The organism is Streptomyces sp. NPDC002680 (assembly GCF_042889145.1).
GTDB classification, from domain to species: domain Bacteria; phylum Actinomycetota; class Actinomycetes; order Streptomycetales; family Streptomycetaceae; genus Streptomyces; species Streptomyces adonidis.
The window spans coordinates 81,811-102,115 of record NZ_JBIAQP010000006.1 but is presented as its reverse complement, the minus strand read 5'-3'; the positions used below and the strand labels follow the sequence as shown (position 1 = coordinate 102,115).

The window sequence follows — 20,305 nt, the reverse complement described above, 5'->3', positions numbered from 1 at the left end:
CGCGCCCCTTTGGGGCGCGGGCTACTCCGCCTGCTGGGCCGCCACCGACTTGCGGACCTCGTCCATGTCCAGCTTGCGGGCCTGGCCGATGACGTCGGTCAGGGCGGCCTCGGGGAGGGCGCCCGGCTGGGCGAAGACGGCGACCTGGTCGCGGACGATCATCAGGGTCGGGATGGACTGGATACCGAAGGCCTGTGCCAGCTCCGGCTGGGCCTCCGTGTCGATCTTGCCGAACACCAGATCCGGGTTGTCCTCAGCGGCCTTCTCGTACACCGGGGCGAACTGACGGCACGGTCCGCACCACGATGCCCAGAAGTCGATCAGCACGAACTCGTTCTCCGTGACCGTCTGGTCGAAGTTCTCCTTGGTCAGCTCCACGGTGCTGCTCATGACCTGATTCCTCTTCCTGCTGTCGGGTCGTTTCCGGTGAGTCGCGCTCGGACAACACGTCCCGGCGACGGCGTATTCCGCGCGCGTACCCGTGTGGCCACGGGCCACACCACCCACCAGACTGGCCCCATGACGGAAACGGAATCCAACGTGTACGACGTAGTGGTGCTGGGTGCCGGACCCGTGGGGGAGAACGTGGCCGACCGCACCCGCGCGGCCGGCCTCTCCACCGCGATCGTGGAGAGCGAACTGGTCGGCGGGGAGTGCTCCTACTGGGCCTGTATGCCCAGCAAGGCCCTGCTGCGCCCGGTCATCGCCCGCGCCGACGCCCGCCGCGTGCCCGGCCTGAGCCACCTCGTGCAGGGCGACCTGGACGCCGAGGCGGTCCTCGCCCACCGCGACTACGAGACCTCGAACTGGCAGGACGACGGACAGATCGGCTGGCTCGACTCCATCGGCGCCGACCTCTACCGGGGCCAGGGGCGCCTGGCCGGGCCCCGCACTGTGACGGTGACCGGCGCGGACGGCGCCACACGCGTGCTCACCGCCCGGCACGCGGTCGCCGTGTGCACGGGCACCCGCGCCCAGCTGCCCGACCTGCCGGGCCTTGCCGAGGTCGGGCCCTGGACCAGCCGCGAGGCGACCAGCGCCAAGTCGGTGCCCGGCAGACTGATCGTGGTCGGCGGCGGTGTCGTCGCCGTCGAGATGGCCACGGCCTGGCAGGCACTCGGCTCCCAGGTGACCCTGCTGGTCCGGGGCAAGGGCCTGCTGCCCCGCATGGAGCCCTTCGCGGGCGAACTGGTCGCCGAGGCGCTGGCGGAGGCGGGCACCGACGTCCGCACGGGCACCTCGGTCCGGTCGGTGACCAGGGAGAACGGCACCGTCGTCGCGGTCACGGACACCGGCGACCGGATCGAGGCCGACGAGATCCTCTTCGCCGTCGGCCGCGCCCCGCGCACCGACGACATCGGCCTCGACACGGTCGGCCTGGAGCCGGGCTCCTGGCTGCCCGTCGACGACAGCCTGCGGGTCACCGGCAGCGAGTGGCTGTACGGGGTCGGCGACGTCAACCACCGCGCCCTCCTCACCCACCAGGGCAAGTACCAGGCCCGGATCGCGGGCGCCGCCATAGCCGCCCGCGCGGCCGGCGTACCGCTCCTGGAGACCGACCCCTGGGGCGCCCACGCGGCCACCGCCGACCACGGCGCGGTCCCACAGGTCGTCTTCACCGACCCGGAGGCTTCGGCAGTCGGCCTCTCCCTGGCCGAGGCGGAGCAGTCGGGCCGCCGGGTGCGCGCGGTCGACGTCGAGTTCTCCTCGGTCGCGGGCGCCGGTCTGTACGCCGACGGCTATCGAGGACGCGCCCGCATGGTCGTCGACCTGGACAGCGAGACCCTGCTCGGCGTGACCTTCGTCGGCCCCGGCGTCGGCGAACTGATCCACTCGGCGACCATTGCCGTCGCCGGAGAGGTGCCGCTGGGGCGGCTGTGGCACGCGGTGCCGTCCTATCCGACGATCAGCGAGGTCTGGCTGCGGCTGCTGGAAGCCTTCCGCGACGGCAAGTAGGGCCGGGACGGAACCCACAGGAGGCGGTCAGGGGCGGTCAGAGGGTGAAGCCCAGCTCCTCGGCCGCCTCCGCCGGGGTCGGCTGGCCCCACCGCTCCACCACGGCCGCGCTGGAGGACAGCGAGCGCAGTTCGGCGCGGTCCAGATAGAGCGTGCCGTCCAGGTGGTCGGTCTCGTGCTGGACGATCCGGGCCGGCCAGCCCGTGAACACCTCGTCCACCGGATGCCCGTACTCGTCCTGGCCCGTGAGCCGTACCGTCGCGGGCCGGGACACCACCGCCTGCCAGCCCGGCACGCTCAGACAGCCCTCGAAGAACGCGGCCCGCTCTGTGCCGACCGCCTCGTACGCCGGATTCACGATCACCCGGAACGGCAGCGGCACCCGCCCGCGCACCACCCGCACCTCCTCCGGTACGGGCGCCGGGTCCTCGATGACCGCGATCCGCAGTCCCACCCCCACCTGAGGGGCCGCCAGACCGACGCCCGGGGCGTCGTGCATGGTCTCGCGCAGCGCTTCCACGAAGCGGGTCAGCAGCTTCGGGCCGAGCTGCCCGTCGAAGGGCACGGTGGGGCGCCGCAGTACCGGGTCTCCGGCGGAGACGATCGGCAACGGGCCGCCGACGGCCAGGAGTTGCTCGACATGGTCTGCAAGGGCGCTTGGGTCATGGGGAGTTGCCATGGCGCCAGGATGTCATGCACCTCTGACCACCGACGCCCCCCTGTGTGACGTACGCCACTTGCGGGGCCGGGAACTCGACGGCCCGCCCATCCGACTACTGGACCGCCCCCACAGCTGTACGCCCGCACGGCCGCCCCCCCCGCTCACCGTCCCCAGCCCTCCGGAGAACCCCGCCGATGTCCACCGCTCCCACGACCACGACGGACGAATCCCCGGAGTCCCCGGATTCGTCGGACGGGTCGAAACCCTCCGCCCCGGCGAAACCGTCCGCAGCCGCCACCCTCCGCCCGCTCGTGCTGCGGCTGCACTTCTACGCGGGTGTGCTCGTCGCCCCGTTCCTGCTGGTCGCCGCTCTGACCGGCTTTCTGTACGCGGCCTCGTTCCAGGCCGAGAAGATCATCTACTCCGATGAGATGACCGTCTCCGTCGGCGACACCAAGCTGCCCATCTCCGAGCAGGTGGCCGCCGCCCGCGAGGCCCACCCCGAGGGCACCGTGACGGCCGTACGCCCCTCGCCCGAGGACGACGAGACGACGCGGGTCATGCTGTCCGGCGTGCCCGGTGTCGGCGAGACCCACACGCTGGCCGTGTTCGTCGACCCGTACACCGCGAAGGTGGAGGGCGCGCTCGAACAGTACGGGTCGACGGGTGCGCTGCCGGTGCGGACCTGGATCGACGAGCTCCACCGCGATCTGCACCTCGGCGAGAACGGCCGCCTCTACAGCGAACTCGCCGCGAGCTGGCTGTGGGTGATCGCGGGCGGCGGTCTGGTGCTGTGGTTCGCCCGCCGCCGTTCGCAGCGCAAGATACGCGGCACCAGCGGACGCCGTCGCACCCTCGGTCTGCACGGCACCGTCGGCGTCTGGGCCTCGGTCGGCTTCATCTTCCTTTCCGCGACCGGCCTGACCTGGTCGGCCTACGCGGGTGCCAACATCGACGTCCTGCGCACATCCCTCGGTCAGGCCACCCCGTCGGTGTCCTCCGCGGCGGGCGGCGAGCACGCGGGCCATGACGCCGCGGCCGGTTCCGGGAGCACCACCGAGCACGGCGTCGGCCTCGACAAGGTCCTCGCCGCGGCCCGCGCCGAGGGCCTGAGCGACCCCGTCGAGATCGTCCCGCCCGCCGACGAGTCCTCCGCGTACGTCGTCAAGCAGGTCCAGCGCAGCTGGCCCACCAAGCAGGACGCGGTCGCCGTGGACCCGACGAGCGGCGAGGTCCTCGACACCGTCCGGTTCGCGGACTACCCGGTGCTCGCGAAGCTGACCCGCTGGGGCATCGACGCGCACACCGGCGTCCTCTTCGGGATCGTCAACCAGCTCCTCCTGATGGCCCTGGCGGCCTCCCTGGTCCTGCTCATCCTGTGGGGCTACCGCATGTGGTGGCTGCGCGGCCGGGCCTCCGCCTTCGGCCGCCCGATCCCGCGCGGCGCCTGGCAGCAGGTGCCCCCGCTGCTCCTCGTACCGCTGATGGCGGTCGTGGCCGTCGTGGGCTACTTCGTTCCGCTGCTGGGCATTCCGCTCGCCGCCTTCATCGCCGTGGACGTGATCCTGGGCGAGATCGACCACCGGCGCGGCAACCGGACGTACAAGGAACGGGCAGGCGCGCAGTAGGGGGGTCGTACGAAACGGCCCGGCCCCCTTCTTCCGGAAGGGGGGCCGGGCCGTCGTGTCCGTCGTGCGGTCGGCTACTCGAAGTCGCCCGCGAGGGCCGAGGCGAGCTTCATGTGCGGTGCGGCCTCCTCGTGGCGGCCCTGGCGCTGGAGGGTGCGCCCGAGCAGCAGCCGGGCGTACTGCTCCACCGGGTCGCGCTCGACGAGGACGAGCAACTCGGCCTCCGCGCGCCGCAGTTGGGCCGAGTGGTAGTAGGCGCGCGCCAGCAGCAGCCGGGGTGCGGTCTGCTCCGGCACCTCCTCGACCAGCCCGCCCAGCACCCGTGCCGCACCGGCGTAGTCCTTGGCGTCGAAGAACAGCCGCGCCCGCTCCCAGCGCTCCGCCGCCGTTCCGTGGTCGTAGTACGTGTCCGTCGTGGTCTTCACTCGTGCCTCCTTCGGAGGCGGTAACCGGCCCGAGCGGTCATTCATTCCACCGCTGGTCAGGCCATGGCGGCCAGCTCCGCGTTGGCCCGCTCGGTGATCAGCGACAGCACCCGGCCGGCGACGGCCAGATCCCCGTCCGGGATGCCGGCGTAGATCCGCGCGGAGTAGGGGGCGGTCTCGGCGCTGGTGGTGCGGTACAGCTCGCGCCCCGCGTCCGTGACGGTGAGCAGGGCGGACTCGGCCGTCAGCAGCCCGCCTCCGACGAGTTCGTCGACGACGGAGTGCGCGTCGGCCTTGTCGGTCTTCAGCGCGTCGACGACCTCGCCGACGAGGTGCTCGCGGTCGACGGGCCCGTCGGCGACGACGGCGAGCCTGAGCGTCACCGACTGCTGGAAGGTGACGCCGTGACGGGCCAGCACGTTCTCGAGGACGCCCCGCGCGGCGTAGTGGGCCAGGGCTATGACACGGGGGTTGAGCACGGGCGTTGCGGTGGGTGTGGTCATGGCTGCTCCTTCTCGGGGTCGGCGTGGAGCGGGGTGTCGAGCAGTAGTGCCAGGTCGCGGGTGAACTCCCGGGTGCGCTCGCTGTCCAGGCCCCCGAGGGGCTCGAGCAACTGCTGAAGCAGCCCCTGTACGACCTTGATCGCGCGCCGGGTGACCTCGCTGCCCTCCTCGGTGAGGGCCAGCTGCACCGCGCGAGGGTCCTGCGGGTCCCGGGTGCGCTCCAGCAGGCCTGCGGTCTCCAGGGCGCGCGCGAGCTTCGACACGTACAGCGGTTCGAGGCCGGTGTGGTCGGCGAGCCGGCGCTGACTGGGCCGCAGTCCGGCGCGCCGCATGCCGTACAGCGAGGCGACGAGCGAGTACTGCGCGTGGGTCAGCCCCAGGGGCGCGACCGCCCGGTCGACGGCCACACGCCACTTCGTCGACAGCCGCCAGACCAGGTAGCCGGGGGTCGCGCCCTCGGATGTCGTACTCATGATGGATACAGTACATGGCTACTATATCCATGGCTACTAAATATCACCGCCATGAAGCGGGGTGTGCGCTGGGTGCTCGCCAGCTGGCGCCCGCTTCGGCTAGCGCGTCCGGCCGCGAGGCTTGAGAGGGGTCGGGGGCAGTTCGGGGGCGGGGAGCGCGCTGCCGTCGTACCCCTTCACGTCACCGAACCGGGTGCCGGTCATCCAGTCCGAGCGGGCCTGCTCGATCTCTTCCTGGGTGCGCCCCACGAAGTTCCACCACATGATCAGCTCCTCCTCGAACGGCTCACCGCCCAGGAGCATCACGCTCGCGTCCGACGCGGCGCGCAGCGGGAGTTCGGTGCGGCCGCAGCCGAGGTAGAGCATCGAGCCCGGCAGCACCGGCACCCCGTCGACGTGCACCTCGCCGGACATCGCCAGCACCCCGTACTCGAAGTCGGGCACGAGCGGCAGGCGTACGTCCGCGCCGTCCGCGAGGGTCAGGTCGGCGCCGACGATCGGGGTGTACGTCGTGCCGGGCGAGGTCGAGCCGTCGAGGGCGCCGAGGATCACCGTGGCCGTCACGCCGGGTGCCGTGACCGTGGGCAGGTCGGCGTGGTGTTCGAAGTGGGGGGCGGTGTGGCGGTCGCTGTCGGGGAGGGCGACCCAGAGCTGTGCGCCGTGCAGGAACCGCGCGTGCGACTTGGGGCTCTCCTCCGAGTGGCTGATCGCCCGGCCGGAGGTCATGAGGCCCAGCTCGCGCGGGCGGATCGTCTGGAGGCTGCCGGTCGAGTCGCGGTGCAGCACCTCGCCCTCGTGCAGCCAGCTCACCGTCTGCAGGCCCATGTGCGGGTGCGGCGGCACCTGCATACCGGGCTCGTCGGCGATGTCGTCCGGCCCGTAGTGGTCGACGAAGGCCCACGCGCCGATCATGCGGCGGCCGAGGTTGGGCAGCAGGCGGCGTACCTCGGTGCCTTCCCCGAGCTTCACGCGCCGGGGGCTCAGCAGTTCACGTACGGGTTCGGCGACGACGAATCCACGGCCGCCACAGACGCTGGGTACGGGCGCGCGGTCAAGGTTGCTCATGGCGCACAACCTAGTGGGGGAGCGGGCCTGTCCTCATCTCGCGGGGGCGAGAAAATCGGAAGCCTTGGTCCCTCTTTGGCGTCGTGGTTCGTATAGTGAAGAACCATTCACTGCGGCGTGAGGGGTCTGTCGATGAGCGCAGCCGAGTTTCCCGAGGTCAGCACGGTGGCGGGCGCGGTCCGTGGGCGTCGTGAGGGCGGCCTCGCGGTGTTCCGCGGGATTCCGTTCGCGCAGCCGCCGGTCGGGGAGCTGCGGTTCGCGGCGCCACGGCCGGCCGGGCGCTGGGACGGGGTGCGGGAGGCCTTCGCGTTCGGGCCTCCGCCGCCGCAGGAGATGATGGGCCCGGAGGTCTCGCCCGCCGGGGACGACTGGCTGACCGTCAACGTCTGGACGCCCGACGCGGACCCGGCGGCGCGCCGTCCGGTGCTGGTGTGGATCTACGGCGGCGCCTACAAGTTCGGCTCCGCCGACGACCCGAACTACGACGGGGCCCGGCTCTCCCGCGAGGGTGAGACCGTCGTGGTCACCTTCAACCACCGGGTCGGCATCGAGGGGTTCGCCCGGATCGAGGGCGCCCCGGCCAACCGGGGGCTGCTGGACCAGGTCGCCGCCCTGGAGTGGGTACGAGAGAACATCGCGGCGTTCGGCGGCGACCCCGACCGGGTCACCGTCTTCGGGGAGTCGGCCGGCGCAGGTTCCATCGCCGCGCTGCTCGGCATGGAGCGGGCGCGCGGGCTGTTCCGGCGGGCGATCCTGCAGAGCGTGCCCGGCACGTACTTCTCGGACGCGCTGGCCGGGGACATCGCCGAGACGCTCGCCGGCGAACTCGGGCTGCGCCCGACCGTGGGCGACCTGTCCGGCGTGGACCCGCGCAAGCTGCCCGAGGCGGGCGCCACCCTCAGCGCCCGGATGCGCGAGTACGTGCCGAGGTGGGGCGCGGTCGCCCTCACCCCGACCCCGTTCTCGCCGGTCGTCGACGGCGACGTCCTGCCCGTCACCCCGTACGAGGCCCTGGCGGGCGGCGCCGCGCGGGACGTGGAGCTGATCCTCGGACACACCCGGGACGAGTACCGCCTCTTCGTCATGCTCGGCGGGCTGTTCGGCCGGGTGGACGACGAACTGGCGGCGACCGTCCTGCGTCTGTTCGGACCCGGCCCCGACCCCGAGCAGGCCTACCGTGCCGCGTTCCCGGACGCCTCGGCGGAGTACCTGTTCGAACTCGTGCAGTCCGACTGGCTCTTCCGGATGCCCGTGATCCACCTCGCGGAGGCACAGGTGATCGCGGGCGGCCAGGCCCATGTGTACGAGCTGACCTGGGCGGCTCCCGCGAACGGCGGTGTCCTGGGCGCCTGTCACGGCCTGGACGTGCCCCTGACCTTCGGCGTCGGCAGCGACGTCGAAGGCGGCCTCGGCGGCATGCTGATGGGGCCCGTGCCGTTGCCCGAGGCGGAGGCGCTCTCCGCCCGCCTCCGCTCCGCCTGGACCTCCTTCGCCGCCACGGGTGACCCGGGCTGGCCCGCGTACGACACCGAGCGGCGCCTCGTCCAGCTCCTCGACACCGAGCCGACCGTCGCCGCCTACCCGGAGGAGGCCTCCCGCCGCCTGTGGGAGCGGCACACGTTCGGCGCGCTGCCCCTGACGGCGGAGTAGCGCGGCCCTATCGGGCGGCGAGCAGTCGCAGCACCCGGTCGGAGACCGGCGCGGGCAGGGCACGCAGTGTGCGGACCAACGCCGTTGTCTGCCAGGGGAAACAGGCCTGCGCCGGTTCCCGTTCCAGGGCGCGTACGACGTACCGGGCCGCGCGCTCCTGGCTGACCTGGAAGGGCTTGGGCAGGCCGTCCCCGTCGACGCGGTCCGTGCCCACGAAGCCCGGGTGGATCGAGGTGAACCGGATGCCCCTGGGCGCCAGTTCGACGCGCGCGGCGTCGAGGAGGGTGCGTACGGCCGCCTTCGCCGCCGAGTACGGGCCCTGGCGGGGGATGCCCATCAGCCCCGCGAGGGAGTTGGTGTGGGCGATCAGACCTCCGCCCGGCTGCTCGCCCAACTGCCTTACCAGCGGGACCAGATAGTTGACGACGACGTCGTAGTTCAACGCCATGATCCGGGAGACGTCCGCCGTGCTCACCCGGTCCATGGCCATGTCCGGGCCCTGGCCCGCGTTGAGCAGCGCGATGTCGACCGAGCCGAACTCCGCGACTGCGGCTGCCACGACCCCGGCCGCCGCCTCCGGGTCCAGGGCGTCGGCGGCGATGTCCAGACAGGCGCTGCCGGCCGCCCGTACCTCCTGCGCCACGGTGGCCAGTTCGGGGGCGCGGCGGGCCGTGAGGACGAGCCGGTTGCCCGCCGGGGCGAGCTGCCGGGCCACCGCCGCGCCGATTCCGGAGGAGGCACCGACGATCAGGACCGTCCGGCCGGTGATGGTCGTGGCGGTCACCGTCACAGGAAGTGGTGTCCCTCGCCGCGGTAGGTGGGCACGGTGTCCACCACCGCGCCGTCGCTGACCAGGTGCAGATCGCCGATCCGCTCGCACAGCTCACCGGCCTTGGCGTGCCGCAGCCACACCCGGTCCCCGATGTTCAGGACGCTCGCGGCCTTGCCCACCAGTGGGGTCTGCACCTCACCGAAGGACTCGGTGGCGGTGACCCGCAGCCCCAAAGGCCAGGCCAGCGTGGGCAGCCGGTCCTTGCCGAGCGGCCCGGACGCGATCCAGCCGCCGCCCAGGAGCGTCGCGACCGAGGAGGAGGGACGGCGTACGACGGGCAGCACGAAGTAGGCCGCAGGGACGGGCCGGAAGGCACGGTAGAAGTCGAACAGGCCGGGACCGTACAGGCCGGATCCCGCCGCGAGTTCGGTGACGGAGTCCTCGCGGGTGGTGGTCTCCAGGCTGCCCGTACCGCCGCCGTTGACGAACCGCAGCGGTGTCACCGCCCGTACGGCCGCGACCGCGGCTTCCCGGCGGTGGCTCAGCTCCTCGACGGAGGAACGCTGCATCGCCCGTACGACGGCCCGCTTGAGCGCGTTGCCGGGCACGTTGTCGCCCAGACCGGCGACCTGACCCTCGTACCCCATGATCCCGGTCAGCTCGAAGCCCGGCCGGGACGCGACCTCGCGCGCGAACGCCGCCGCCTCCTGCGGGGTGTGCACCGGGGACCGGCGCGGCCCCAGATGGACGCGGCCGCCCGCCAGGCGCAGGGCCGCGTCCAGTTCCAGGCAGACCTGGATACGGGTCTCGCGGGGGCCGGTCGCCGCGTCGATCAGGTCGAGATGCTCTACGCAGTCCACCATCAGCGTGATACGGGACGCGAGCCGTTCGTCGGCGGCCAGCTGGCGCAGAGCCGTGCGGTCGGCGGTGGGATAGCCGACGACGATGTCGTCGAACTCCTCGGCCAGCCACAGGGCTTCGGGCAGGGTGAAGCCGAGGATGCCGGCGAATCCCGGGCGGTCCAGGGCACGTCGCATGAGGGCGCGGGAGCGCAGCGACTTGCTGGCCAGCCGGATCGGCTTGCCGCCCGCACGGCGCTCCAGGTCGAGGGCGTTGGCGTCGAAGGCGTCCAGGTCGATGACGCCGAAGGGCGGTTCGAGGCCGGCGGTCGCCGCCCGCAGCCGGTCGAAATGGCTCTGGGTCGCCGGAGCCGAACCGGCTCTGGGGGGTGTGGTGTCGAGAGTCATCGGTCGGTGTCTCCTTGCTCGGATGCTGCTGTCGGGGCCGGGACGAGACCCGTACTGCGGCGCTGGGCCATGGCCACCACCTTGGGGATCACAAAGCGCATGAGCCGGGGGAACACACCGGCCGCCCGCTGCACGCGTCCACCGATGGCGGGGTGGACGACTTCGACGGGCTTCTTCTCGATCGCGTCGACGATCACCGACGCGACCTTCTCGGCGGTGAGCGGCTTCTCGGCGAAGGTGATGACGGAGCTGGGGTCGGCCATCTCCTGCTCCAGCATGGGCGTTCGGGTGCCGGGCGGATGGACGATGCTGAAGGTCACGGGTCCGTCCCGTTCCTCGATGGCCACGCTGTGGTGGAAGGCGCGCAGCCCGTGCTTGGTCGCGCCGTACGTGGTGTAGCCGGGCAGCGGCAGGAACGACGTCATGCTGCACACGGTGACGATGTGCCCATGGCCCTGGGCGCGCATTCGAGGCAGGGCGGCCAGCGTGCCGGTGATCGGGCCGAGCAGGTTCACCTCGACCATGTGGCGGTGCCGGTCGGGCGCCAACTCGCGTGCGTAGCCGGTGTGGATGATCCCCGCGTTGTTCACGAGCACGTCCACCGGGGCGAGTTGGTCCTCCACGGCGTCCAACGTCGCTTCCCATGCTGCCTCGTCACGGATGTCCAGCTCGAACGCGCGGGCGCCGGGCCCGAGTTCGTCGGCGATCCGGGTCGCTCCGGCCAGGTCGATGTCCGCGAGGGCGACCCGGTGACCCCGGCGCACGGCCTCGCGCGCGGTCGCCGCACCGATGCCGCTCGCGGCGCCGGTGATCAGCACGACGTGTGCGGGCGGGGCGCCGTCCGTTCGAGGTGCGTGCATGGGAACTCCCGGGGAAATGGGGCGAGTTGGCGAGGAGTGCGATCAGGACGGCAAGGTGTACGCCTCCAGCCGCGACCCGCCCAGCCCCGCCGCTCGCTGCGGGTCGTCGGTCGGTGAGGTGGCCGCGTACAGGGTGTCGCCGTCGGGTCCGGCGACCAGACAGCTCAGGGTGGGTTGGCTGGTGGCGACGCGGTCGAGGATCGCACCGCCGGGTCCGACCCGGACGCACTCGCCGCGCAGCGCGTTGGCGACCCAGGCCGTGCCGTCCCGGCCCGGTGCGATGCCGTCGGGAGCGATGGGACTGGCGGAGCGATCGGCGATCGCTCTGTGGTCGAGGAGCGCGGAGACCCGCCGGGTGATCCGGCCCAGCAGCCCGGGGTGGTTGAGAGACGTCCACAGGGCGGAGGGGATCAGGGGAGCCCAGGGTTCGGGCGGGCCCAGTCGGCCGTCGGGGAGGACGGAGAGCGCGGTGAGGCGCATCGCGAGGGTCTCGGCGACGAGCAGGGTGGACTCGTCATCGAGGAGGAACATGCCGTTCGGGAACACCAACGGCTCGCTCACGCCGAGGAGTTCACCCTCGGGGGAGAGGCAGGCGACAGCTGTCCGGGGCGGCCCCGGCGGGACGTAGAGCATCGAGTTGGGCTGCCGGCGGACGAAGCCGTGATAGTCGAAGCCGAAGTTGCCGACGTAGGCGCGGCCCAGCCGGTCGACGAACATGTCGTTGACGGGACCCCCGGCGATGCCCTTCAGATCGGCGTGCACGACCAGCGAGCCGTCCGCCTCCAGCCGGTACACGCAGTGCCCGTCCATGGAGACGACCAGCATCCGCCCGTCGGGCAGCCAGCCCAGGCCGCCCGCCCGGCCGGGCACCTCCGCCACCGTCTCCGGTTCACCCCGGGTGTCCCAGCGGTGCACCGTCCCATGGGCGAGATCGCAGAACCACAGGGCGCCGTCGTGCCAGCGCAACGACTCCAGGACGCCGTAGCCGTCCAGAACCACTGTGGTTCGTGGTCGCACCCTGCCTCCTGAGGCCGCTGAGCGGATATCGCGCCCCGATAGGGGCGCGGGGAACTGCGCGACCAGCCCCCACCGGCCCGCGGGTGAACGAACCACATGCCCGTCCCCCGCACGCTACGGTGGCCCAAGCAAGAGAAGTAAGTCAAGCGTCCTGGACATCTGACTTACTTCTTATGGGCCGGTTGGCTATCCTGACGACCGAACCAACAGGTGAGCCCCGTGCGGAGAGGAGAACGCGTGCCCCGCATGGCGGCGAGCGACCGGAGAGCGGAGCTCCTGGAGGCGGCGATCCGGGTCATGGCGCGCGACGGCGTCGCCAAGGCGACCACCCGCGCGGTGGTCACCGAGGCGGGCATGACACTCGGAGCCTTCCACTACTGCTTCGAGTCCAGGGCCCAACTGCTCGAACTCGTCACGGAAACCCTCACCGAGCGGTACGTCGCCGAGGTCCGCGGTCTGTTCGCCCCCCACAAGGACATCCGCGACAGCGTCCTCGACAGCCTGCACGCGTTCTGGAAGGGCTTCGAGGCCAACCCCGGCGAGCACCAGATCAGCTACGAGCTGACGCAGTACGCACTGCGCAACTCCGGCTTCGAGGACGTCGCCGGGAAGCAGTACGAGATCTTCCTGCGCGCCTTCGCCTCCCTGCTCGAACTCGCCGCCGACAACGCGGGGATCGAGTGGACGGAGCCCGTGCCGGTGCTCGCGCGGTACGTCCTGTCGACGATCGACGGACTCAACATGATCTGGCTCGTCGACCGCAACAGCGACGACAGCCGGGCCGCACTGGAGATGCTCGCCGATCACCTCCTCCTGCACGCCCGGCCACGAGCCGCCTGAGCCGTGGGCCGCTCGACCTGAGGGAAAGGGTGCCCGTATGGCGTTCGCCGACTACCAGAACGAGATCTACCTCAACGGGCTCGGCGGTGTTCTGCCGTCCTTCCCCATGGAGTTCGCCGAACTGGAGGAGCGGGCCCGCGCCGCGCTCCCGCCGTCCGTCTGGTCCTACGTCGCCGGAGGAGCCGGCGACGAGCGCACCCAGCGGGCCAACGTCGAGGCATTCGCCCGCTGGGGCCTGATCCCGCGCATGCTCGTCGGCGCCGCCCAACGGGACCTGACCGTCGAGCTGTTCGGGACGACACTCCCGTCGCCGGTGTTCCTCGCCCCGATCGGTGTCATCGGACTGTGCGCCCAGGACGGACACGGTGACCTGGCCACCGCCCGCGCCGCCGCTCGTACCGGAGCGCCGATGGTCGCCTCCACGCTCTCCGTCGACCCGTTGGAGGACGTGGCCGCCGAACTCGGCGACACCCCCGGCTTCTTCCAGCTCTACACCCCGACCGACCGGAGCATCGCCGAGAGCCTCGTCCAGCGTGCCGAGCGCGCCGGGTACCGGGGCATCGTCGTCACCCTCGACACCTGGATCACCGGCTGGCGCCCCAGGGACCTCGCGACGGCCAACTTCCCCCAGCTGCGCGGCCACTGCCTCGCCAACTACACGACTGACCCGGCGTTCCGGGCCGCGCTCGGCCGACCGCCCGAGGAGGATCCGCAGGCCGCGATCCTCCACTGGACCCAGATCTTCGGCAACCCGCTCACCTGGGACGACCTGGACTGGCTGCGCTCGCTGACCGACCTCCCGCTGATCCTCAAGGGCATCTGCCACCCCGAGGACGCCCGCCGCGCCCGCGACGCGGGAGTGGACGCCCTCTACTGCTCCACCCACGGCGGCCGACAGGCCAACGGCGGCCTCCCCGCCCTCAACGTCCTGCCCGGTGTCGTCGAGGCCGCGGGCGAGCTGCCGGTCCTCTTCGACTCCGGCGTCCGCGGCGGCGCCGACATCGTCAAGGCCCTCGCCCTGGGCGCGACAGCGGTCGGCATCGGCCGCCCGTACGCCTACGGCTGCGCCCTCGGCGGCACGGACGGCATCGTCCACGTCCTGCGGGCCCTGCTCGCCGAGACGGACCTGATCATGGCCGTGGACGGCTACCCGTCCCTCAAGGACCTCGTGCCCGAGGCACTACAGGCCGTCTGACCGCCTGACCGCCGGCCTGTCCGGCCACCCCGTTCAACCGATCGATTGAACGGGGATTCAACCTGCCGCCCTCCACCTCGCTCCGTACAGCCGACGCGAAGACCCTCTCGCTCGCGTCAGGATCGAACCGAAGACCCCGCAGGAGACCCCCCACCAGAGAGGCCCGCAGAGTGTCCAGCTTCCTCAGCAGACGACGTGTACTCGCCACCGGAGCCGGAGCGGCCCTCGGCGTCGGCGCGCTCGGCGCCACCGGGACCCCCGCCGCCGCGGCCTCGCCCACCGGCTTCCGCCCGGCCGCGGGCGCCGAGGAGACCCGGACGCTCGACGAGCTGTACCGGGCCGCGCTCGCCGAGGGCGGCAAGCTCGTCATCTACGCGGGCGGCGACATCGACGGCCAGGGCAACGGAATTCGGGCCGGATTCGCCGCCCGCTTCCCGGAGATCGACCTCAAGGTCGTCGTGGACTACAGCAAGTACCACGACGTCCGCGTCGACAACCAGTTCGCGACCGACACCCTCGTCCCGGACGTCGTCCAGCTCCAGACCCTCCAGGACTTCACCCGCTGGAACGAGCAGGGCCGGCTGCTGCACTACAGGCCGGCGGGCTTCTCCAAGGTGTACGACGGCCTCAAGGACCGGCACGGCGCCTGGACCGCCATCGCGGTGATCGGCTTCAGCTACTCGTACAACGTCGCCGCGGTCGGCGCCGACGTCCCGAAGTCCCCGCTCGACCTGATCGACCCGAAGTGGAAGGGGCAGATCGCGTCGTCCTACCCGCACGACGACGACGCCGTCCTCTACCTCTTCAAGCTGTACGTCGACCACTACGGCTGGGACTGGGCCGCCAGGTTCGCCGCGCAGGACGTCCGGTTCGCCCGGGGCAGCCACACGCCCGGGCTGGCCGTCTCCGGCGGGCAGAAGGCGCTCGGCGTCGGCGGGTCGGGCTCGCTCGTCGCGCCGTCCACGGCGGCGTCGCGGTGGGCCGTCGCCGAGGGGCACCCGTTCATGGCGTGGGGGCAGCGGGCGGCGATCCTGAAGCAGGGCAGGAACATCGCGGCGGCGAAGCTGTATCTCAACTGGCAGTTGTCCGTCGCTCAGCAGCAGAGTGCGTTCAACGGGTGGTCGGTGCGGACGGATGTCGCGCCTGCGGGTGGGTTGAAGCCGATCTGGACGTATCCGAACGCGAATCTTGATGGTTTCCCGCGCTTTATGGCCGACCGGGCGGGGATCGAGCGGTGGAAGCAGACGTTTGCGTTGTACTTCGGTGAGGTGAAGGGCGATCCGACGCCTGGGTGGTTGGGGTTGCACCCCGGGGCGTAGGTGGTTCCTTGGCCGCGGGCCGGTGGGGGCTTGTCGCGCAGTTCCCCGCGCCCCTAAAAGCGGTCGGTTGCGCACCTGGCGCCAGTCTCGCCCGGCTCCTCACACGGGGCATACAGGCGGTCGATAGGATCGGGGTTCTGTTCGATTGGAACCGTCCGGTCAAGGGGATCTGCCGTGCTCGAGCGTGTTCGCGGGAGTCGGCCCACGTTGGAGCATGTGTCGCATCTGGCGTTCTTCGTCATCGTCGCGTCCGCGCTTCTGCAGCTCGCCCGGCTGAACAGCTCGCTGTGCTGGTACATCGCCACCGCCAGCGGGCTGCTCGCGCTCACCTACGCGGGCGGGCTCGTCCTGTGGGAGCGGCTCGGGGTGGTCGGGCGGGCCGCGTGGATTCCGCTGCTGCTCCTGTTGTGGGGGACGCTCCTCTTCCTCGTCCCGGACGTGCTGACCTCCGCCTATGTGTGGTGTGCCCTGCCGCTCGCGTGTGCGGCGCAGCGGGTGCTCGACCGCCGGTTCGCGATGGTCGCGCTCGCTGTGATCACCCTCGTGCTCGTCACGGCACTGGTCGAGGCCAGCGGCCGGTTCGTGCCGGACATCGTGCTGGTGCCCGTGGCGGCCGTCTGGGGCACCGTCGCCCTCTACCGAGCCCAGCAGCGGGACGCCGAGGTGCGCCGGCGACTCGTCGAGGAACTGCGCGGCACGCGTGACCTCGTCGCCCGGCAGCAGCGCCGGGCGGGCGTGCTGGCAGAGCGGACGCGGATCGCCCGCGATCTGCACGACACCCTCGCCCAGGAACTCGCCGGCGGGCTGATGCTGCTCCAGGCCGCCGAACGCGACTGGGACGACCGCCCCGACGTGGCCCGCACCCGTGTGCGCGCGGTCGCCGACGGTCTGGGCAGCAACCTCACCGAGACCCGCCGGATGATCCGGGACCTCACCCCGGCCGCCGTCGCCGAGACCGGCCTCGAAGGCGCGCTGCGCGTCCTGTGCGCCCGCTCCCAGGCCGACGGGACGGCTGCACAGGTGCGGTTCCGGGCGGTCGGCGACCCCCAGCCCGTCCTCGACGAACACGCCGCCACGACGCTGTTCCGCGTCGCGCAGAGCACGCTGGCCAACGTCCGGGAACACGCCCACGCGGTGAACGTGCAGGTCACCCTCAGCCGGCGGCCGGACCGGGTGGACCTCGAAGTCAGCGACGACGGCGTCGGGTTCGACCCGGCCGAGATCTTCGCCCCCACCTCGCAGGGCCCGGGCCGCGGCTTCGGACTGCCCTCGGCGCGGGCCCGGCTGCGCGAGTACGGCGGTGACCTCGACGTCTGCGGCGAGCCCGGCCGGGGCACCCGCGTCCGGGCCACGGTCTCCGCGCGGCCCCGACCGCAACCCGCTGCCGCGCCCGTCCCGACGGCGACCGCCGGATGACCGCCGACCCGCCCGGCGCTACCGGGCCGTTGCGCGTCCTGATCGCGGACGACCACGCCGTCGTACGGGCCGGCCTGCGCGCGCTCCTCGACGGCGAACCGGACCTCGATGTGATCGCCGAGGCAGGCAGCGGCGAGGAGGCTGTCTCCCTGGTCGCCCGGATGCTTCCCGATGTCGCGCTGATGGACCTCCGGTTCGGGAGTCCGGGCGGCGGGATCGACGGGATCGAGGCCATCCGCCGGCTCGCCGCCGAGGCACCCGGCGTGGCGGTGGTGATGCTGACCAGCTACGCCGGACGGGCCGATGTCGTACGGGCGTTGGAGGCGGGCGCCCGGGGCTACGTCCTCAAGGCGGGACCGCCCGAGGAACTGTTCCGTGCGGTGCGCGGGGCCGCCGCCGGGGCGTTGGGCCTGGCACCGGAGATCGTCGGGGAACTCGTCGGCCAAGTGGTCAGCCCGGAGCACGAGTTGACCGGGCGCGAGATCGAGGTCGTACGGCTGATGGCGGAGGGGCACAGCAACCGGGCCATCGCCGCGGCGCTGTTCCTCAGCGAGGCCACGGTCAAGACGCATCTCGTCCGCGTCTACCGCAAGCTCAAGGTCGACAACAGGGCGGCGGCGGTGTCGGAGGCCGTGCGCAGGGGAGTACTCGAACTCACCTGACGTGGACGGGGGGTTGGCCGGATGTCGGAGACTGCGCCTCGATGTCAGCCCCGGGCGGTGAGCCAGTCCTCGTCCGCTCAGGTCGCCGTCTTCGGGATGCATGATCCGTAGTCCTGGAACTCGTCCATGTGGGGCAGGGCCCAGATCCAGCCCATCCGGTGCACCTTGCCGCCCTCGCCGTCGGGTGCCAACGCGCCGTCCACGACCCACTTGACTCGCTCGGATGGCGGCCCCGGCTTGACAGGCGGACGATGGAAGGGAGCGGGGGTCCGACAGCCATGACGGGGGACGGGAGGCACGACATGCTGGAGATCAAGACGGTCGAGAAGCCTGACGAGCGGCGCGACTTCCCCAGGGGACACGTCGAAGCGGTGCACCTGACCGGGCTCGACTTCGCGGTGGGGACCTTTGAACCGGGCTGGCGCTGGTCCGAGTCCGTCGGGCCCATCGCGGGCACGAAGAGCTGCGAGATCCACCACAACGGCTACGTCCTCCAGGGCCGGATGCACATCCGTATGGACGACGGCGGCGAGAGCGAGGTGGGACCCGGCGACGTCTTCATGTGTCCGGCCGGGCATGACGCGTGGGTCGTCGGCGACGAGCAGGTCATCGTCCACGACTTCGCGGGAGGCATGGCGCAGGACTACGCGAAGGCACCGGAAGGAAGCTGACGGAGCCCGTCTCAGACCGTGATGACGACCTTCGCCCGCGCATGCTCCTTCACGAGATACCGCATCGCCTCGGGGACCTCGCTCAGCGCATACGTGCGGTCGATGACCGGGGCTATCTTCCCCGCCTCCGCCAGTTCGCACAGTGCCGTGAGGTTCTCCCGGCTCGCCACAGCCGGTAGTTCGAGGAGCCGCTGACGGACGAAGGGCGCCACCAGCCTCCGCTTGATGAACAGCCCCATCGGCCCGACGAGGCTGCCGCCCTCGTACACCCCGCCGCCCGACAGCAGGAGCGTCCCGGTGGGTGTGAGCACGCGCCGGAACGCGCCCAGGGAGTGGTTGCCGACCAGGTCGAGCACGACGTCGTAGCGCTTCTCGCCGAGGGTGAAGTTCTCCTGGGTGTAGTCGATGACGTGGTCCGCGCCGAGTGAGGCGACCATCTCCACGTTCCGCGTCCGGCACACGGCGGTCACCTCAGCGCCGTAGGCCTTGGCGATCTGTACGGCGAACGTGCCCACGCCGCCCGACGCGCCGTTGATCAGTACCGTCTGGCCCGGCGTCACCCGGGCCAGATCGCGCAGGCCGATGAGGGCGGTGTTCGCGGCCAGGGGGATCGCGGCGGCCTGTTCGAAGGTGAGCCCGGCGGGTTTGCGGGCCACCGAGTCCTCGGCCGCGCACACGTACTCCGCGAAGGAGCCGTCCGCCTCGCCGTACACCTCGTCGCCGAGCGAGATGCCCTTGACCTCGCTGCCGACGGCCTCCACCCGGCCGGCGAAGTCCCGGCCCCGGACCTTCAGCTTGGGCCTGGCGGGCCCGAACATCGCGAGGCGTGCCAGCTTCGGGTCACCGTGCATGAAATGCCAGTCGTACGCGTTGAGCGACGAGGCGTGCACACGCACCAGCACCTGCCGGGCGGTCGGCACCGGCTTGTCGATGTCCGTCACCTTCAGCACGTCCGCCGAGCCGTAGGCGTCCTGAGTCACTGCCTTCATCCTGTCCCGTCCCCCCTCGCGCACGGCGTCTGCCGCTACTCGCGAGCGTAGGGGGAGCGTCATGGGCGCGGGTATCCGGGAAAAGCCGTATTCGACCCGTAGGGGTCCGACCCCACTTGCCCCGAGAAACCGATCGGTTTACTCTCATGGAAGCCGGATGGAAACCGATCGGTTTCCCGGTGGTTCCAACGGGCTCTGCCCGCCCTGCCCCCTTGTCCCACGCTCCAGGAGAACCCCATGACGCGCATCGAAGGCTCGGTCGCCCTTGTCACCGGCGGCAGCCGAGGTATCGGACGGGCGCTGGTCGAAGCGCTCTACGAACGGGGCGCGAAGAAGGTGTACGCCACGGCTCGCGACCCCCGGACCGTCACCCACCCCGACGCGGTACCGCTGGCCCTGGAGGTGAGCGACCCCGCGTCCGTCGCGGCGGCGGCCGAGCGGGCCCAGGACGTGACCGTCCTGATCAACAACGCGGGCGCCTCCGTGAACGCCAACTTCCTGGACTCGCCCGTGGACGACGTACGCCGCGAGTTCGAGACCAACTTCTACGGCCCCCTCCTCGTCACCCGCGCCTTCGTCCCGGTCATCGAGCGCAACGGCGGCGGCCACATCCTCAACGTCCACTCGGTGCTGTCCTGGATCGGCCTCGCGGGCTCCTACAGCGCCTCCAAGGCCGCCTTCTGGTCCCAGACCAACTCCCTGCGCCTCGACCTGAAGCCGCGCGGCATCGACGTCACGGGACTGCACGTCGGCTACGTCGACACGGACATGACCGCCGGCATCGACGCCCTCAAGTCCACCCCGGACGGCGTCGCCGCACAGGCCCTGGACGGCATCGAGTCCGGCGCCTTCGAGGTACTCGCCGACGACCTCAGCCGCCAGGTCAAGGCGGGCCTGGCGGCGGGCGTCGAGGTGCTCTACCCGCAACTCACCGCGTAGTCGCCCCGATTGCCCGG

The 20,305-nt window shown here is 71.6% G+C and carries 22 protein-coding genes; 10 read left to right on the top strand and 12 right to left on the bottom strand.

Features of this window, described 5'->3' with window-relative positions:
* Positions 1-21 precede the first annotated feature (21 nt).
* Entirely contained in the window at positions 22-390 is a 369-nt protein-coding gene (trxA, locus tag ACFYXF_RS17555; RefSeq protein WP_319090984.1) for a thioredoxin, read from the bottom strand.
* A 129-nt stretch (positions 391-519) separates the two neighbouring features.
* Here trxA and ACFYXF_RS17550 point away from each other — a divergent pair, with 129 nt between their 5' ends.
* Positions 520-1,956, top strand: a complete 1,437-nt coding sequence (locus ACFYXF_RS17550; protein ID WP_389350478.1) for a dihydrolipoyl dehydrogenase family protein — start codon at positions 520-522, stop codon at positions 1,954-1,956.
* 37 nt (positions 1,957-1,993) lie between these two features.
* Here the strand turns inward: ACFYXF_RS17550 and ACFYXF_RS17545 are convergent, their stop codons facing one another.
* A complete protein-coding gene (locus tag ACFYXF_RS17545; protein WP_389350477.1) occupies positions 1,994-2,635 on the bottom strand; it encodes a peptide deformylase in 642 nt (213 codons plus the stop codon).
* A 176-nt stretch (positions 2,636-2,811) separates the two neighbouring features.
* On the opposite strand from ACFYXF_RS17545, the gene ACFYXF_RS17540 reads away from it, so the two are divergent.
* Positions 2,812-4,245, top strand: coding sequence for a PepSY-associated TM helix domain-containing protein (locus ACFYXF_RS17540; RefSeq protein WP_389350476.1), 1,434 nt, complete (start codon positions 2,812-2,814; stop codon positions 4,243-4,245).
* A gap of 74 nt (positions 4,246-4,319) precedes the next feature.
* Here ACFYXF_RS17540 and ACFYXF_RS17535 read toward each other — a convergent pair whose 3' ends face one another.
* The 4 genes from ACFYXF_RS17535 to ACFYXF_RS17520 form a co-directional block, all read right to left on the bottom strand.
* Positions 4,320-4,670, bottom strand: a complete 351-nt coding sequence (locus ACFYXF_RS17535) for a tetratricopeptide repeat protein (protein ID WP_389350475.1) — start codon at positions 4,668-4,670, stop codon at positions 4,320-4,322.
* A gap of 56 nt (positions 4,671-4,726) precedes the next feature.
* Positions 4,727-5,173, bottom strand: coding sequence for a MarR family transcriptional regulator (locus ACFYXF_RS17530; protein WP_389350474.1), 447 nt, complete (start codon positions 5,171-5,173; stop codon positions 4,727-4,729).
* A complete protein-coding gene (locus ACFYXF_RS17525; protein WP_389350473.1) occupies positions 5,170-5,646 on the bottom strand; it encodes a MarR family winged helix-turn-helix transcriptional regulator in 477 nt (158 codons plus the stop codon). The genes ACFYXF_RS17530 and ACFYXF_RS17525 overlap by 4 nt, the downstream gene beginning before the upstream one ends.
* 99 nt (positions 5,647-5,745) lie before the next feature.
* A complete protein-coding gene (locus ACFYXF_RS17520; protein WP_389350472.1) occupies positions 5,746-6,711 on the bottom strand; it encodes a pirin family protein in 966 nt (321 codons plus the stop codon).
* A gap of 132 nt (positions 6,712-6,843) precedes the next feature.
* On the opposite strand from ACFYXF_RS17520, the gene ACFYXF_RS17515 reads away from it, so the two are divergent.
* Complete coding sequence (locus tag ACFYXF_RS17515) at positions 6,844-8,361, top strand: carboxylesterase/lipase family protein (protein ID WP_389350471.1); 1,518 nt, start codon at positions 6,844-6,846, stop codon at positions 8,359-8,361.
* A gap of 7 nt (positions 8,362-8,368) precedes the next feature.
* On the opposite strand, the gene ACFYXF_RS17510 is transcribed toward ACFYXF_RS17515, so the two are convergent.
* The 4 genes from ACFYXF_RS17510 to ACFYXF_RS17495 are packed head-to-tail and all read right to left on the bottom strand — an operon-like array spanning position 8,369 to position 12,257.
* The gene (locus tag ACFYXF_RS17510; protein ID WP_389350470.1) at positions 8,369-9,145 is read right to left on the bottom strand and encodes an SDR family NAD(P)-dependent oxidoreductase; all 777 of its coding nucleotides are present in this window, start codon (positions 9,143-9,145) and stop codon (positions 8,369-8,371) included.
* A gap of 2 nt (positions 9,146-9,147) precedes the next feature.
* Positions 9,148-10,380 carry an amino acid deaminase/aldolase gene (locus tag ACFYXF_RS17505; RefSeq protein ID WP_389350469.1) on the bottom strand — a complete coding sequence of 411 codons (1,233 nt, stop codon included), beginning with the start codon at positions 10,378-10,380 and terminating at the stop codon, positions 9,148-9,150.
* Positions 10,377-11,240, bottom strand: coding sequence for an SDR family NAD(P)-dependent oxidoreductase (locus ACFYXF_RS17500; RefSeq protein ID WP_389350468.1), 864 nt, complete (start codon positions 11,238-11,240; stop codon positions 10,377-10,379). The genes ACFYXF_RS17505 and ACFYXF_RS17500 overlap by 4 nt, the downstream gene beginning before the upstream one ends.
* 42 nt (positions 11,241-11,282) lie before the next feature.
* Positions 11,283-12,257 (bottom strand): SMP-30/gluconolactonase/LRE family protein, encoded by a 975-nt coding sequence (locus ACFYXF_RS17495; protein ID WP_389350467.1) that lies wholly within the window; start codon positions 12,255-12,257, stop codon positions 11,283-11,285.
* Positions 12,258-12,503: 246 nt separating this feature from the next.
* On the opposite strand from ACFYXF_RS17495, the gene ACFYXF_RS17490 reads away from it, so the two are divergent.
* From ACFYXF_RS17490 to ACFYXF_RS17470, 5 genes are all read left to right on the top strand, one after another.
* A complete protein-coding gene (locus ACFYXF_RS17490) occupies positions 12,504-13,097 on the top strand; it encodes a TetR/AcrR family transcriptional regulator (protein WP_389350753.1) in 594 nt (197 codons plus the stop codon).
* A 37-nt stretch (positions 13,098-13,134) separates the two neighbouring features.
* On the top strand, positions 13,135-14,292 hold the full coding sequence (locus ACFYXF_RS17485) for an alpha-hydroxy-acid oxidizing protein (RefSeq protein ID WP_389350466.1): 1,158 nt from the start codon (positions 13,135-13,137) through the stop codon (positions 14,290-14,292).
* Positions 14,293-14,462: 170 nt separating this feature from the next.
* A complete protein-coding gene (locus ACFYXF_RS17480) occupies positions 14,463-15,611 on the top strand; it encodes an ABC transporter substrate-binding protein (protein ID WP_389350465.1) in 1,149 nt (382 codons plus the stop codon).
* A gap of 174 nt (positions 15,612-15,785) precedes the next feature.
* On the top strand, positions 15,786-17,027 hold the full coding sequence (locus ACFYXF_RS17475; RefSeq protein ID WP_389350464.1) for a sensor histidine kinase: 1,242 nt from the start codon (positions 15,786-15,788) through the stop codon (positions 17,025-17,027).
* Positions 17,024-17,689, top strand: a complete 666-nt coding sequence (locus ACFYXF_RS17470) for a response regulator (protein ID WP_389350463.1) — start codon at positions 17,024-17,026, stop codon at positions 17,687-17,689. The genes ACFYXF_RS17475 and ACFYXF_RS17470 overlap by 4 nt, the downstream gene beginning before the upstream one ends.
* Positions 17,690-17,766: 77 nt before the next feature.
* Here ACFYXF_RS17470 and ACFYXF_RS17465 read toward each other — a convergent pair whose 3' ends face one another.
* Positions 17,767-17,892: a hypothetical protein gene (locus tag ACFYXF_RS17465; RefSeq protein ID WP_389350462.1), complete on the bottom strand. Its 126-nt coding sequence runs from the start codon at positions 17,890-17,892 to the stop codon at positions 17,767-17,769.
* A gap of 99 nt (positions 17,893-17,991) precedes the next feature.
* On the opposite strand from ACFYXF_RS17465, the gene ACFYXF_RS17460 reads away from it, so the two are divergent.
* Entirely contained in the window at positions 17,992-18,360 is a 369-nt protein-coding gene (locus ACFYXF_RS17460) for a cupin domain-containing protein (protein ID WP_389350461.1), read from the top strand.
* 11 nt (positions 18,361-18,371) lie between these two features.
* On the opposite strand, the gene ACFYXF_RS17455 is transcribed toward ACFYXF_RS17460, so the two are convergent.
* Positions 18,372-19,349: an NAD(P)-dependent alcohol dehydrogenase gene (locus ACFYXF_RS17455; protein ID WP_389350460.1), complete on the bottom strand. Its 978-nt coding sequence runs from the start codon at positions 19,347-19,349 to the stop codon at positions 18,372-18,374.
* A 237-nt stretch (positions 19,350-19,586) separates the two neighbouring features.
* Here ACFYXF_RS17455 and ACFYXF_RS17450 point away from each other — a divergent pair, with 237 nt between their 5' ends.
* The gene (locus ACFYXF_RS17450; protein WP_369032698.1) at positions 19,587-20,288 is read left to right on the top strand and encodes an SDR family oxidoreductase; all 702 of its coding nucleotides are present in this window, start codon (positions 19,587-19,589) and stop codon (positions 20,286-20,288) included.
* The last annotated feature ends 17 nt before the right edge of the window (positions 20,289-20,305 follow it).

Bases quoted from the DNA above. Each gene is read 5' to 3' on its own strand.
- trxA (WP_319090984.1), bottom strand. From the start codon at position 390: ATGAGCAGCACCGTGGAGCTGACCAAGGAGAACTTCGACCAGACGGTC.
- ACFYXF_RS17550 (WP_389350478.1), top strand. From the start codon at position 520: ATGACGGAAACGGAATCCAACGTGTACGACGTAGTGGTGCTGGGTGCC.
- ACFYXF_RS17545 (WP_389350477.1), bottom strand. From the start codon at position 2,635: ATGGCAACTCCCCATGACCCAAGCGCCCTTGCAGACCATGTCGAGCAA.
- ACFYXF_RS17540 (WP_389350476.1), top strand. From the start codon at position 2,812: ATGTCCACCGCTCCCACGACCACGACGGACGAATCCCCGGAGTCCCCG.
- ACFYXF_RS17530 (WP_389350474.1), bottom strand. From the start codon at position 5,173: ATGACCACACCCACCGCAACGCCCGTGCTCAACCCCCGTGTCATAGCC.
- ACFYXF_RS17525 (WP_389350473.1), bottom strand. From the start codon at position 5,646: ATGAGTACGACATCCGAGGGCGCGACCCCCGGCTACCTGGTCTGGCGG.
- ACFYXF_RS17520 (WP_389350472.1), bottom strand. From the start codon at position 6,711: ATGAGCAACCTTGACCGCGCGCCCGTACCCAGCGTCTGTGGCGGCCGT.
- ACFYXF_RS17515 (WP_389350471.1), top strand. From the start codon at position 6,844: ATGAGCGCAGCCGAGTTTCCCGAGGTCAGCACGGTGGCGGGCGCGGTC.
- ACFYXF_RS17505 (WP_389350469.1), bottom strand. From the start codon at position 10,380: ATGACTCTCGACACCACACCCCCCAGAGCCGGTTCGGCTCCGGCGACC.
- ACFYXF_RS17500 (WP_389350468.1), bottom strand. From the start codon at position 11,240: ATGCACGCACCTCGAACGGACGGCGCCCCGCCCGCACACGTCGTGCTG.
- ACFYXF_RS17490 (WP_389350753.1), top strand. From the start codon at position 12,504: ATGGCGGCGAGCGACCGGAGAGCGGAGCTCCTGGAGGCGGCGATCCGG.
- ACFYXF_RS17485 (WP_389350466.1), top strand. From the start codon at position 13,135: ATGGCGTTCGCCGACTACCAGAACGAGATCTACCTCAACGGGCTCGGC.
- ACFYXF_RS17470 (WP_389350463.1), top strand. From the start codon at position 17,024: ATGACCGCCGACCCGCCCGGCGCTACCGGGCCGTTGCGCGTCCTGATC.
- ACFYXF_RS17460 (WP_389350461.1), top strand. From the start codon at position 17,992: ATGCTGGAGATCAAGACGGTCGAGAAGCCTGACGAGCGGCGCGACTTC.
- ACFYXF_RS17455 (WP_389350460.1), bottom strand. From the start codon at position 19,349: ATGAAGGCAGTGACTCAGGACGCCTACGGCTCGGCGGACGTGCTGAAG.
- ACFYXF_RS17450 (WP_369032698.1), top strand. From the start codon at position 19,587: ATGACGCGCATCGAAGGCTCGGTCGCCCTTGTCACCGGCGGCAGCCGA.